This is a genomic window from Paenibacillus sp. 3LSP (assembly GCF_032465655.1).
Classification (GTDB): domain Bacteria; phylum Bacillota; class Bacilli; order Paenibacillales; family Paenibacillaceae; genus Fontibacillus; species Fontibacillus barengoltzii.
This window is the reverse complement of sequence record NZ_JAWDJI010000040.1, coordinates 1-13,406: the sequence shown is the minus strand read 5'-3', so window position 1 is coordinate 13,406 and position 13,406 is coordinate 1. Positions and strand designations below refer to the sequence as shown.

Here is a 13,406-nt window from a genome sequence, read left to right as displayed (position 1 = left end):
CAACCAAGATTAACAATTAATTGAATACCATGTCACTTTAGATGCAAGGCTAGTGGGGGAGGGCCCATAATACTGTGAATTGCTGTACGAAATACAGCATTTTGCGGTTGGCAGCTCCCCCATGGGCCCAAAATGTTGTATAAAATACAATATGAGTTCGGCACCAAAACATCAAACGCACCAAACGGTCTCACGAAAGAAGCACCTACTCTAAAGCGCTTATTGCTGATTATGCCACCACACTATTTTAATCCCCTGTAACAGAAGTAGGGGGCGCATCTGTCGCTCGACCGGCCTTCAATCCGGAAGCGAGCAGCAGGACCAAAAATCCCACGGCGACGCCCCACAAACGAAGGCGTTCGAGCCGACCGCGTCCAGTCCTCCGAAATACATCACTTCCCGCAGCCCTCCTGCCGCAAACTGCAGCGGCGTCCGCGAATGAGCTTCGGCTTATGGATTTTATCACCGCAGCGTTTCATTGAATGAGGTTTTAAAATAGGCTTAGAACTTGGTTTATGGGGCATTAAAGATTAGATTGACATATCGCAAAATGTAGATATAATACAAGACATGGATCCAATTGAAGTGTTCAAGGCGTTGTCTAACGAGTCGAGGTTACAGATTTTGCAGTGGCTGAAGGAGCCCGAAAAACATTTTGTGCCCCATGAAGGAGTGGATATGAGGGAAATCGGGGTGTGTGTCAGTCAAGTGACGGATAAGTTGAACATGACACAGTCGACAGCGTCGCAGTATTTGTCCATTCTGCAACGGGCCGGACTGATTCGAACCGAGCGAATCGGCAAATATACGTACTACAAACGCAACGAAGAGAAAATAAGCGAATTAGCTGATTTCTTAAATCAGAAACTCTAATCTGAACTGAATACCTCAAACGTATTCAGTTTTTTTTCGGCCCAACAGATCGACATATTGCGATATATGAATTTATCAAAAGGATCCTCATGTCGGTAACGATTCATACAACAAAAAGAAGGAGAAGTGAACGTATTGTCTAGCACGTGGAAAGTCTATTTATTGGCATTAGTTACTTTTTTGGTGGGTACTTCCGAGTACGTTATTTCCGGCATCTTGGATAAGATCTCGGATACCCTGGGGATTTCCGTTACTTCCGCGGGGCAGTTGGTCACGATTTTTTCTTTTGTGTACGCCATTGGCACCCCGATTCTGATGGCTTTGACTGCCAAGGTGGAAAGACAAAAACTGCTGGTTTGGGCGCTGGGGATCTTCGTGATCGGGAATATCCTGTCTTTCGTTTTACCTGGCTATGCCTCGTTTCTCGCAGCTCGCGTCATCATGGCTCTGGGCGCGGGAATGGTTGTGGTAACCGCATTGGACATCGCTGCGAAAATTGCCGCCCCCGGCAAACAAGCCAGCGCGATTGCTACCGTGGTGATGGGCTTTACGGCCTCCTTGATTATCGGCGTGCCTCTTGGACGTATCGTTGCATCACAACTCGGATGGAAATCGGTTTTTGGTATATTGGCACTGGCCGGTCTGGTGGTTATGTTCGTTCTGTACGCCATCATCCCCCGAGTTCAAGGGGATAAACCGATGCCGTTGTCCAAGCAGCTTGCCTTCTTGAAAAACGGCAACGTAGCGCTGGGGCTTGCGATTACCTTTTTCTGGCTCGGCGGATACTCGATCGCCTACACCTACATTTCACCGTATCTGCTGGATGTTGCCGGATTGAAGGAAGGGATATTGAGCGGAGTGCTGTTGGCTTTCGGCATCGCCAGCCTGCTCGGATCCAAATTCGGCGGTTTCAGCGCGGATCAATGGGGGGTGTTCCCGACACTGTCAGGGGGATTGCTCTTGCACGTCATCGCGCTGCTTCTCCTCTCTCTATCCGTTGCCTATACGCACTCGTGGCAGCTGATTGTCATCCTCCTGATCTTGTGGTCGTTTGCGGCTTGGTCCTCCGGTCCAACGCAACAAGTCAATTTGGTTCGGATTGAACCGAATTATTCTGGAATCATGCTGAGCCTGAACCAATCCATGATGCAGTTGTCCATGGCTGCGGGGGCTGCAATCGGCGGCGTCATGATCGAACGGGTGTCTCTGCCATCCATTACCTGGGTCGGGATGGTTGGTGTCGCTATTGCGATCGTGGTGGCGTCGCTCTTGAGAATGCGAATGAGTGCCGGCAGGGAAGGTATCGGAGAAATGAATTGAAGTTGTACCTGATTGCAAACGACTGTCATGCATCATCTTCCGGTTTTCGGAAGATGATGCATGACAACTAAACGACACGAGGAGCCCCGCCCCCTTCATTCCCAAATCCAAGGAAACAGGGGAAATTCTACATACCTAAAAAAAACCAACCGGATCCCTGAAGTTCGCGCCTTGTTGAAAGCGCTTAAAGGCATAATAATGGTTTTATCCTAAACACAGGGGGCATGATTTAATGTTCAATAAGAAGCATTGGAAGAGAACATCCGCCATCGCTTTAACCGCCGCGTTGGCGCTGAGTTTGTCGGCGTGCGGAGGCGGCGGTGGGAAGAATAACGCGGCGGCGAATGAGCCTGCTGGAAACGGGGGACAGAGCAGAAGCGGAGAGAAGATCACCATCACGTTCCAGAACATCTATCCGGACCCGGCGACTCCGTCCTACAAAACGATTCATGCACTGGTGGAAGAGTATGAGGCGGCACATCCGAATATCCATATCGAGCTTGACACGTTGAATACCGACCAGCAAAAAATCAAGCTTAAAACGCAAACAGCATCCAAAGAGGTTCCAGACATTACGATTGTGAACCCGGCAGCACAAATGAAACCGTTCGTGGACGCCGGTCTGCTGGCACCGCTGAACGACATGCTGGACCAAAACGGGCTGAAAGACACGTACCAAGAGGGGCTGCTTGATTATTACAGCTTCGACGGCAACGTTTATGCATTGCCAGACGGCAACAACATCGAGGTCGTTTACTATAACAAAGAACTGTTCGAGCAAGCCGGCATCACGAAAGTCCCGGAAACGTTCGACGAATTCCTGGCTGACGTGAAGATTTTCAAAGAAAAAGGCATCACGCCGCTGGCAATCGGGGAGAAGGATTCCTGGACCGGTTCGTTCCTGTTCATGAACATTCTGCTTCGTACAAACGGCGGCCCAGGCTTCCTGCAAGACGTCATGGACGGAAAGAAAACGTTCGAAGATCCGGCCTTCATCGAAGCTGTTGACAAGTTCCAAGAGCTGGTGCAAGCCGGTGCCTTCCCGGACGGCGCAACTTCGATTGACGCTACGGCAGGCGGTAACATTTTCAAATCCGGTCAAGCGGCTATGTGGGTCATCGGTTCCTGGGAAACCGGGGCCATCGACGCTTCGTCCGTTGCAGGTAAAGTGGGAGCGTTCCCGTTCCCGACGGTTAACGGCAAAGGAGACCCCAATGAGTTTATGCTAGCGCCGGGCAGTGCGTTTGCGGTATCGGCGAACAGCGAGCATTTGCAAGAAACGAAGGATTTCTTGAACTTCTTTGCGCTGAACTTCCCGAAGAAGCAATTTGAGAACAAAAACGCGGTTGGCCTTGGTCAAAAAGTTGACGGTGACCTGAAAGCCGCAGGCTACTCTGATCTGGCGATCGAAGTCGCTGAATTGTTCAACAAAGTGAAGGGCGGCGACCTGGCGTTCGACAATACGATGAACCCGGCAACAGCGCAAGTTCACCTCAGCAGCATCCAAAACTTGTTCGTGCAGCAAGTGGATTCCGCTCAAGTGGCCAAAGAGCATCAAACCGCCTATGAAGCCAACAAGCAGTAATTCCTTAAGCCAATAACCATACCTGATCTTTTTACAAAAAGTTACCTTTCCATCGATGCGAAGTAGCCCTTAACAGCATTCGTGCTAGAGCGCTTCTTCGCATCGCATTTCTATTGGGGGGCGGAGAGATGAAAGTACTGAAGGTGCCCGCACGCACAATAGCCGTCTTCGTACTGCCTTGTCTGTTGTTGTATGTGTGCTTGGTGTTTGTTCCGATACTCGTATCGTTTGGGACCAGCCTGTTGAACTGGGACGGGATCACCACCCCGAAGTTTACGGGGCTGTCCAATTTCCGGGATATGTTCTGGAACGACCCGGTCTTCTGGCCGTCGGTCCGGAGAACGCTGCTTTATGCGGTAGCCTCCATGCTGGAGATTCCGCTTTGCTTGTTATTTGCTATATTGCTTAGCCGTTATTTGAAAAAGGGGAATACGCTGGCGTCGATCTATTTTACGCCGGTCATTTTATCGGTTGTTATTATCGGACAACTCTGGAAAACGATCTATAACCCGACCTCGATGGGCGGCATGCTGAACGGCGTGCTGATCGCCTTAGGTCTGGACAACTGGACGCATAACTGGCTGACTGAGCCGAAAATCGCCATGTACAGTTTGTATTTCGTGTCGCTGTGGCAGTATTTCGGCTATCATTTGCTCATTCAATATACCGGGGTGCAGAACATTCCGGATGAAATTTATGAAGCTGCAAAAATCGACGGGGCGGAAGGGTTCAAAGCAGACCGTTACATCACGATGCCGCTGATCGTCCCGATCTTCAAAATATCGATCGTCCTGGCGTTTATCGGCTCGTTGCAGGCGTTCGACCTTGTGATGGTCATGACGGCCGGCGGACCCGCGCACGCCACCGACGTCATCTCCACGCATATGTACAACAGCTCGTTCCTGTCTTTGAAATACGGGTACGGCAGCGCGATTGCTACGTTCCTGGTTCTGTTGTGCCTCACATGCACGGCGATCATCAATTCCATCTTCAACAAGCTTGAGCGCAAATACAGCTAGCAAAGGAGGCGAGGTTCATGCGAAAAGTCAAAAAAGGAATCGTCTACGTGCTGTTTGCGATTCCGGTCGTTACTCAGCTGTACCCGCTGTTGTGGCTGCTGCTGTATTCCTTGAAGACGAATGAGGAGATCATGGGCGGAAGCTTCTTCGCCTTGCCGAAAGAGCTGCAGTGGCACAACTACAAAGACGCTTACGAGTCGGGGAGCTATTTGAAATATTTATCGAACAGCGTGATCGTTACCGGGATCACCATGATCTGCGTCATCCTGTTCAGCTCGATGGTGGCGTATGCGATTTCGCGGTTTCGCTGGCGGTATGGGAACATGGTCATGACCGTCTTTTTGATGGGGATGATGATTCCAATGCAGGCTACGCTGTTGCCGTTGATGGTGATTTTCAAGAACGTTGATATTCTCAACACGCATCTATCGCTGATTTTGCCGTATATCGCTTTTTCCACTCCGATCTCGGTCTTTATCCTTAGCGGGTTTATGAAGAGCATTCCGGCGGAAATCGAGGAATCAGCGTTTATCGACGGAGCGAGCATTTATCGGATCTTCCGCAGCATTATTTTGCCGGTGTCCGTTCCGCCGATGATGACGGTTTGCATTTTAACGTTTATCACGATTTGGAACGAATATATCTTGGCCGCTACGTTCATTTCGTCGGAGCGACTGAAGACGCTGCCGTTTGGGGTATATACGTTCGTCAGCCAATATTCCGTGAACTACGGGGCCATCGGCGCTTTCCTGGTCATGGGTGCGCTGCCGGTCATTTTGATCTATTTCTTCCTGTCCAACCAAATTACGAAAGGAATGGTAGCCGGGGCAGTAAAAGGGTAAAGACTGCGCTTGCAAAATAAGTAAGCCATCTTATAATGAAGGAGCAGCAGGACACGGGGTTGGGAGGGAGAAAACAGTTGCGAAACAGCTTTCATTCCATAAACCATCGGTTGTTTTTGCTGTTTCTTTTTTGTATGTCGGGCATTTTGCTGATCGTCAGCGTGCTCTACTACAGCCGGACGACGGAGCAGTATCACGAGAAAATCAGCGACCTGTCGCAGAAGAACGTCGCTCAGACCGTGGGGTTGTTTAGCCTGCTTTATGAAGGATACGACAGCTTGTCGAAGTCGATAACCAACAATTTTGAGATGATCCGCCTGCTGAACGAAAAAACCGACGAGCCGGCGGTAGCCTATATTAACGAACAATCGATTACGAACATTATTGGAGCGATCTTTTATTCCCGTGACGATTTGGTGGGCATTCACGTTATCACCAACCGGGGGAAGATATACAACTACGGCAACTCGATGAATGTGCTGGATCCCTCTTATCCCGAGGAGGATTGGTATCACCAGCTCCGCAATTCATCAGGGAAACTGGTATGGTTGGGCGTCTATTCCCATTCGCTGATCGATTTGGCCGAGGACAGCCCGGTGTTTGCCTTTGGCCGGCAAATTTACGATTTGAACGAGCATAAACCGATAGGTATTGTGCTTTACGAGGTGAACCCGGGGCCGGTGCTGGATGCATTGGATAATCTCAAGCTGGGCGAGCATAGCGAGGTTTATCTCGTCAATCAGCAGGGCCAGGTTGTCTCTTCATTAACCGAACCGGCACCTGTGCTGGAAGACCTTCCAGAGCTGGATGCAGCCCACAGCTTGGTTGTGGAGCAGGAGGATTCGGGGATTACGGTGGCGTCTCGCCTGCCTTTTTCCGATTGGTCCGTGGTCAGCGTGACTCCCCGACAGGATTTGAACGTTGAGCTGGTGGAGACGAAGAGGTATTTGCTGATCGTCATCTCGATCCTGATCATCGTCTCCGCTGTCGTCGCCAGCATCGTATCGCGAACCATTGCGAATCCGCTGAAGAAGCTGATCCGCGAGATGAGACAGGTGGAAATGGGGAACTTCCGCGGAATGGTGAACGTCTCCTCCTACCAGGAGATTAATATTCTCGTCGCTTCGTTTAACCGGATGGTCAGCCGGATCGAAGAACTGATTGAGCGGGTGAAGATTTCCTCGGTCAGCGAGAAGAACGCCGAGCTGCATGCGCTGCAGTCGCAGGTGAATCCGCATTTTTTGTACAACACGCTGGATATGATTTATTGGATGCTTGATGAGAAAGAGAACGATCGGTTAGGCGAGCTCGTCTTATCGTTGTCTTCGATGTTTCGCTACAGCAGTGAGTGGAAGGATGGAGCCAAGGTTACGCTGCGCGAAGAGCTGGAGCAGATTAACCATTATTTGACGATTATTTTGATCCGGCTGGAGGGCCGACTTCGGGTGGAGAAAACCATCGATGAACGCTGGCTGGACATTCGGCTGCCAAAGATGACCGTTCAGCCGATTATCGAAAACGCAGTGAAGTACGGATTAGAATCGCTCAAACGCCAAGGTGTGCTTAAGTTATATACCCAAGAGGTTGGAGACGTGCTGAAAATCGTGGTGGAGGACAACGGCAACGGGATGACGGCCGAACGGCTTGCCTGGTTGAAGCAGTCGATCAACAGCCACGGCCTGAAGGAATCCGGTACAGGCAGCAGCGGCATAGGGCTGCAAAATTTGCACCGCCGTCTTCAACATATGTTCGGTGAACGTTACGGTCTGGAGATCGAAAGCATTCCTGATCAAGGAACCAGGGTAGCCGTCGTGCTGCCGCTTCCGATGGAGGGGGACGTTGCAACATGAATATTTTGATTGCGGATGATGAACGGGCGATTCGCGAAGGCATTAAGCGAACGATCAACCGGATTTATCCGGAGTATGGGGTTGAACTGGCTGAAGGGGCAGAGGAAGCCGCGAAGCTGATGGGCGAGAAGCGATTCGACATTGTGCTCACTGATATTTTGATGCCGGGTATGAACGGACTGGAATTTATGCGGATTTCGAAACGCCGATTTCCTTGGGTGAAGTGGGTGGTGATCTCTGCGCACAGCGAATTCGCCTATGCCCAGGAGGCGGTGCGGCTGGGGGCCCGCGATTATTTGTTGAAGCCGATTGGGAAAACGCGCCTGCAGGAAATTATCAGCACCCTGGCCGCAGAGGTTCGCGAGGAAAGCGAGCAGACGAAGGAAGAGGAGCTCTTAAAAGCTAATCTGAAATATTTACGTGAGGGTGTATTTCAGCGATTAGCCTCGGGGTTAGATATCGGGAATCTGGATCTGACGCCGTTTATCGAGGACTATCAAAGCTTTTATTTGATGATGGTTCAGATGGATGCTGGGGACAAAAACGTGCGGCTGGAGCATTTTATCGTCGAAAATGTGTTGTCCGAACTGATCGAGCGCCACGGCCGAGGGTTTGTCGTGAGCTATGACCGCCAAAGCCTGCTGGGTCTGATCACGCCGCGGGAGCCGGAGCGGATCGAACGGTTTCAGGAGGAAGTGAAGGCGCATTTGAAGCACTATTTGAAGGTGCCTTTTCAAATCGTGCATTCAGGCTTAAACAACGATTTCAAGTCGGTGCCGCAGGTGGTCATGCGCATGAAACAGGCTTCCGATTCGCCGGTTGCTTTGCTGGATCCGCCGAAGGGCAGCGGGGAGAAAGCGATCGAAGTTGCCCTCCAATATATCAAGGAGCACTACAATGAGGAGCTTTCTTTGGAAAAGGTCGCTTCCGTCGTCTTCCTGAACCCGGCGTATTTCAGCCAGCTGTTTAAGCAGAAGGTGGGACTCGGCTACAAGGAATACGTAACCTCGCTCCGTCTGGAGCAAGCGAAGCAGCTGCTGCTGAACCCGAAGCTGAAGATCGCGGAGATTGCGGAATACCTCGGGTATCAGGACATCCGCCATTTCGCGCAGATGTTTCGTAAGAAGTATCATGTCACGCCCAATGAATACCGGCAGCAGCAAAAGATCAACATCTTGCTGGCCAGCGGCGGCAAACCAAGTAAGTAGGGAAGAGCGTTCTGGTGTACAATGGGAGAATGAACGACTTCGACGAGAGAGGATGTCACGAGATTGCACCCGAGATTGAGCTTAAATTCATCTCCCACTATGTATATTTATCCGTTTGCTGCCCATGAGAGCGAGCGGGAGCTTTGCCTGATGGAACAACGTGCGCTGTTTGGGCATGATGCAGAGGGCGCCGCTTATTTGGAAAGCCCGCTGCGGCTGGCGCCCAATCGCAGCCCGTACGTCCAGCTGCGCTTAGACGTCCTGTTCGCTGCCCCATCTCTGGCGGAGTTGGGGGAGATGGCGGCAACGCTGGAATTGGAAGGACGCACCTTCAAAGTGCGTTATCTTAAGAGTGGACAGCGGCTGACGTATGAAGGGGAGCGCGGCGTGGAGCGCCAGATCGGCGCCCGGATTCGCGGGATTGCGGAGATGCGGAATCCCGACATAACGCTAGGGCTGCTAGCGCGGGAGAAGGACTGGGTGTTTGGGATCTGTCATCACGCCGAGCCTGTCTGGCTTGCCTACAAAGCGAAGCCGCACAATTACTCCACCGGGCTGACGACGGCGGTGGCTCGGGCGCTGGTGAATATCGCCCTGCCCCGGCCGGAGGGGAAGCGGGGAATTGACCCGTGCTGCGGCATGGGGAATGTGCTGATCGAAGCGTTGTCGATGGGCGTTGACATCGTTGGCCGGGACATTAACCCGCTGGCGATCCGCGGCGCAAGAAGCAATCTGCGGCACTTCGGGTTTCAGGAGAATCGCGTACAGATCGGCGATATGAATGAGCTTGAGGGAGCATATGATGCGGCGATTGTTGATTTGCCGTACAATTTGTGCTCGGTACTGTCTGTTTCGGAGCGGCAGCGCATGCTGGAAAGTGTGCGGCGAATCGCCCCGAAGGCCGTCATCGTCTCTACGGAACCGCTGGAGCAGGAGATTGCCGATGCAGGGCTCTCCATCACAGATCACTGTACGGTTAGTAAAGGGAATTTTGTACGGTTGGTCTGGGAAGTTCAAAGAAAAATTTAAGATGAATGTAACATATCGTGTTACATTCATCTTTTTTTTATTTACAGAATTCCGTCGATTATTTGCACCCAACTTCGGAATGCCTAAATTTTTCCTTTCTATACCTTTAGTCCTATTTTATAATGTTAGCAAAATTTACATATCAGGGGTGGGCATATGAAACGAAACGTTGGGTTGGGAAGACTTGCCGTTTGGTTTAGCTGCGGCTTTACGGTGATCTTGGCCGTCTGTGCGATATGGGCAAAGACGCCGTGGTATATCCCCTGCCTTGCGGTAGTTACTTTCCTCAGTTTAGGAGTTGCGCTGTTCTTTGAACCCGGCTGGCGGGCAGCTTCGGGAGGCGGGGCGCTGGGGAACAAGCGCTCTGCCTTGGGGACAAGTGAACCCCCGCAAGCAGAAACCGATTGGACGGCGGTATTTAACGAATCTCTGGTGGCGGCGGATCGATTGCAGGCGGCGGTTGGTGAAGTGAGCGAGAGCCTCGAGCAGCTGCAACGATTAGCCGATACCGCAGCGGCCGAGGATCAGAAGCTGAAGCAAAGCAGCGAGCGTTCGCTGGAACAGGTGCAGGAGAGTCTGGCGGCGATGGAAGAGGTGGCAGCCTCGGCCTCTCAAATCCATGACGCCGCCGGGCATCTGCTTGCCCGCAGTGAGAATACCCGAGCTGAGGCCATGCGCATGGCGGGAGCGCTGGAGACCGTAGACGGCACCATTCGTTCTTTGGCGCAATCCCAAGAGTCGATCGTGGGGCCGATGGAGGATCTGGAGGGGAACACCCGGAAGCTGGGCGCATTGTATCGGAGCTTGGAGGAGATCGCGGCAGAGGTCGCGTTGCTTGCGCTGAATGCGTCGATCGAGGCGGCTCGTTTGGGCGAGCAGGGGAAAGGTTTCGATGTCGTCGCCGTGCGCATGCGCCAGTTGGCGGATCAAAGCACCAGGGCGATCAACTCCTCCGCCCCGTTGTTCCAGCAAATCTCGGCGGATGTCGAGCGTGTGAAGTCCACGCTGATAGAGGGACGTGACTCGGCCCTGGAAGGAATTTCGCTGATGAAGCGAATGGGGGAGGACATCCGGTTCATTGCGGATGAAGTGGCAGAGGTGAACGGGCTGGTTGCCGAGGCGGGACAGCGAAGCCGGGAACAAGCCGAGCTGACGCGGAATATGGAGGCGATGCTAAGCGAGGTGCATGAGGCTCTCAATCGGAGCATCACCCATGTGGAGGGAGCGCTGGCTCGGATGGAATCGGAGCGAGAGCATATTTCCAAGCTGCAGACGGTGGTCGTGGGCTTGGATCGGGCCCAGGGCGAACTGATGGTATCATTGAACTCCGTCCATTCCGGGGCGGATCCGGCTGCCGGTGGCGAAGACGCGGTGGCCCTTGGTCAAGCCTATGCCCGGAAGCTGCTGGAGGCAGCCGAACAGCCAGGTTTCCGCATGCTGGAGCCGGCTAGTCACCGGGCTGCACTGGAGCAGCTGTTAGCTGCAGAGCCGGGCCTGGAAGCGGCCTGGTCCAACCGCCAGGACGGATCTTTTATCATGTCCATTCCGGAAGCCGGCTTGCTCAACGCTAAAGGACGGGACTGGTTCCGCCAGGCGATTGCCGGAGAGACGGTCGTCTCCGAAGTGTATATCTCCGCGATCACCAAGCGGCGTTGCATGACGCTGGCCGTGCCGATTGTCCGGGAAGGTGAAGTCATTGGTGTCCTGGGAGCCGATTTGTCTTTAGAACGGGGCTAAACAAAGGAATAACGGATTAGTTATTGTCAGTCCTCCGCTTTTCCCCTATAATCCAATAGAGAAGAAAGCCTTAAGACAAGCGTACAATTTGTGCCCGTAGGTCCTGGAGCAACGGTGAAGCATGCCGTACCGCTTCGGGTTAAAAGGGAAGCCGGTGCAAATCCGGCACGGTCCCGCCACTGTAAACAGGGACGAGCTCATGATGCCACTGTCGCCCGCGAAGGGAGATGGGAAGGCGAGTTTTCGTCGAGACCTGGAAGTCAGGAGACCTGCCACGGGAATTCAAGACGGTCCTTCGAGGAAAGGATAACGTTCTGCCAAGAGCATCATGGCTTGGCGCTGCCATCGTGGAGTCTCTCCGCTTTGCGTGCGCACAGCATGACTTTGTAGACGTAACCCCATCCGCTAGGATTGGGGTTTTTTCTTTGTGCCGGTAGAGGGTTAGCCGGACTTCTTCGCCGCCGGCTGCACAACGTACCGCTGGAACACAAGGCGTTTCTTTATTTACTGAAAAATAAAGCAAGGGGAGATCTGGAGATGAAAAACTGGAGAAGACTAGGAAGCCTGTGGCTGCTGGCGTTGCTGCTGGTGCTTGCGGCCTGCGGTAACAATAACGCCGTCACCCCGGGGACAGGGAACACAGCGGACGCTGCACAACCGACGCAAAACGCTGGAACGAACGCGGCGGCGGACAATTCGGCGGCACAAGAGACGACTTACCCTTATACCGTCACTGATTCTACCGGTAAAGAGTTTACGTTTGAAGCCGCGCCGGAACGTATCGTCTCGCTGGCGCCTTCGGAGACGGAAACGCTGTTTGCACTGGGACTGGACGAGCAAGTCGCTGGCGTATCCGACCTGGATGATTATCCTGAAGCGGTGAAGGACAAACCGCGGATGGGCGGGTTCCAGGTGAATGTCGAGGCAATCGTGGCGGCGCAGCCGGACCTAATTCTTGCGGCGAGCCTGATCGATGAAGCAACGGTCAAAAACTTGACGGATATGGGATATAAAGTGTTCCAGTCCAATCCGAAGACGATCAACGAAGTAATGGAGCATATTCGGACGATCGGCGAAATTACCAACCATCAGGCTGAAGCTGCTGAAGTGGTCGGCAAGATGAAGGAAGAGGTCCAAACGGTAACTGATGCGGTAGCTTCGCTAAGTGAAGACCAGAAGAAGAAGGTCTACATCGAGTTTTCTCCGGGATGGACGGTTGGCAAAGGCGAATTCATGGATGAGATGATCACGTTAGCTGGCGGCATCAACGTTGCTTCCGATGTCAAGGGATGGTCCGAGATCAATGAGGAACAAATTATCCAAGCGAACCCGGACGTCATTTTATACGCGAAAAGCGTTGTTGACGAAAATAACAAGACGTTAGCGGACATCATCAAAGGCCGTTCAGGCTGGGACCAAATTACGGCCGTGAAGGAGAACCGCATTATCGCTCTGGACGATAACCTGCTGAGCCGTACGGGCCCTCGCGTCACGCAAGGGCTGATTGAAGTGGCCAAGGCGGTTCACCCGGATTTGATCCAGCCATGAAGCGCGGCAAATTCGCCGGATACGGAGTCATCGGGCTCTTGCTCCTGGTTGTGACGCTGCTGCTCTGCATCGGCATCGGCTCCGTTTATGTGCCTGCTGGAGAAATCGCGGCGATCTTGCTGCACAGGCTCCCGGGGTTAGACCGCCTGATCACGCCGGATTGGACGACGGCAGCCGAGCAAATCGTCGTCCAGGTCCGGTTGCCTCGCGTGCTGCTCGGGATGCTGGTCGGCGCTTCGCTCGCCGTAGCGGGCGCCGGCTTCCAAGGGGTGCTGCGCAACCCGCTGGCGGATCCGTTTACACTGGGCGTATCGTCAGGTTCGGCAATCGGTGCGGCGGTGCTGATCTTTTTCGGATGGCAGTTTTCCCTGTTTGGGATCTTTACGCTTCCGATG

Annotated in this window: 11 protein-coding genes and 1 riboswitch; all 11 genes read left to right on the top strand. The window is 52.9% G+C overall.

The features are described 5' to 3' along the window. The first annotated feature begins 570 nt into the window (after positions 1-570). The gene (locus RW092_RS01970) at positions 571-873 is read left to right on the top strand and encodes an ArsR/SmtB family transcription factor (RefSeq protein ID WP_028538557.1); all 303 of its coding nucleotides are present in this window, start codon (positions 571-573) and stop codon (positions 871-873) included. A gap of 135 nt (positions 874-1,008) precedes the next feature. Next, a complete protein-coding gene (locus RW092_RS01965) occupies positions 1,009-2,193 on the top strand; it encodes an MFS transporter (protein ID WP_316009372.1) in 1,185 nt (394 codons plus the stop codon). Positions 2,194-2,425: 232 nt separating this feature from the next. After that, positions 2,426-3,778, top strand: coding sequence for a sugar ABC transporter substrate-binding protein (locus RW092_RS01960; protein ID WP_316009371.1), 1,353 nt, complete (start codon positions 2,426-2,428; stop codon positions 3,776-3,778). 128 nt (positions 3,779-3,906) lie between these two features. Further along, complete coding sequence (locus RW092_RS01955) at positions 3,907-4,797, top strand: carbohydrate ABC transporter permease (protein WP_316009370.1); 891 nt, start codon at positions 3,907-3,909, stop codon at positions 4,795-4,797. A 17-nt stretch (positions 4,798-4,814) separates the two neighbouring features. Continuing rightward, positions 4,815-5,639 (top strand): carbohydrate ABC transporter permease, encoded by an 825-nt coding sequence (locus tag RW092_RS01950; protein WP_085170502.1) that lies wholly within the window; start codon positions 4,815-4,817, stop codon positions 5,637-5,639. A 77-nt stretch (positions 5,640-5,716) separates the two neighbouring features. After that, entirely contained in the window at positions 5,717-7,489 is a 1,773-nt protein-coding gene (locus RW092_RS01945; RefSeq protein WP_410055501.1) for a cache domain-containing sensor histidine kinase, read from the top strand. Next, on the top strand, positions 7,486-8,697 hold the full coding sequence (locus RW092_RS01940) for a response regulator (RefSeq protein WP_316009368.1): 1,212 nt from the start codon (positions 7,486-7,488) through the stop codon (positions 8,695-8,697). The genes RW092_RS01945 and RW092_RS01940 overlap by 4 nt, the downstream gene beginning before the upstream one ends. A gap of 99 nt (positions 8,698-8,796) precedes the next feature. Next, a complete protein-coding gene (locus RW092_RS01935) occupies positions 8,797-9,726 on the top strand; it encodes a TRM11 family SAM-dependent methyltransferase (protein WP_410055500.1) in 930 nt (309 codons plus the stop codon). A 156-nt stretch (positions 9,727-9,882) separates the two neighbouring features. After that, complete coding sequence (locus tag RW092_RS01930) at positions 9,883-11,463, top strand: methyl-accepting chemotaxis protein (protein WP_316009366.1); 1,581 nt, start codon at positions 9,883-9,885, stop codon at positions 11,461-11,463. 80 nt (positions 11,464-11,543) lie between these two features. Continuing rightward, a riboswitch (cobalamin riboswitch) is annotated at positions 11,544-11,754 on the top strand. A 246-nt stretch (positions 11,755-12,000) separates the two neighbouring features. Then, positions 12,001-13,011, top strand: a complete 1,011-nt coding sequence (locus tag RW092_RS01925; RefSeq protein WP_028538550.1) for an ABC transporter substrate-binding protein — start codon at positions 12,001-12,003, stop codon at positions 13,009-13,011. Further along, positions 13,008-13,406, top strand: a 399-nt coding sequence (locus RW092_RS01920; protein ID WP_316009365.1) for an iron chelate uptake ABC transporter family permease subunit, incomplete at its 3' end; no start/stop codon positions are given. The genes RW092_RS01925 and RW092_RS01920, both read left to right, overlap by 4 nt.

Excerpts from the sequence above, each read along its gene's own strand:
- RW092_RS01940 (WP_316009368.1), top strand. The coding sequence starts at position 7,486 with ATGAATATTTTGATTGCGGATGATGAACGGGCGATTCGCGAAGGCATT.
- RW092_RS01930 (WP_316009366.1), top strand. The coding sequence starts at position 9,883 with ATGAAACGAAACGTTGGGTTGGGAAGACTTGCCGTTTGGTTTAGCTGC.
- RW092_RS01960 (WP_316009371.1), top strand. The coding sequence starts at position 2,426 with ATGTTCAATAAGAAGCATTGGAAGAGAACATCCGCCATCGCTTTAACC.
- RW092_RS01925 (WP_028538550.1), top strand. The coding sequence starts at position 12,001 with ATGAAAAACTGGAGAAGACTAGGAAGCCTGTGGCTGCTGGCGTTGCTG.
- RW092_RS01955 (WP_316009370.1), top strand. The coding sequence starts at position 3,907 with ATGAAAGTACTGAAGGTGCCCGCACGCACAATAGCCGTCTTCGTACTG.
- RW092_RS01935 (WP_410055500.1), top strand. The coding sequence starts at position 8,797 with ATGTATATTTATCCGTTTGCTGCCCATGAGAGCGAGCGGGAGCTTTGC.
- RW092_RS01970 (WP_028538557.1), top strand. The coding sequence starts at position 571 with ATGGATCCAATTGAAGTGTTCAAGGCGTTGTCTAACGAGTCGAGGTTA.
- RW092_RS01950 (WP_085170502.1), top strand. The coding sequence starts at position 4,815 with ATGCGAAAAGTCAAAAAAGGAATCGTCTACGTGCTGTTTGCGATTCCG.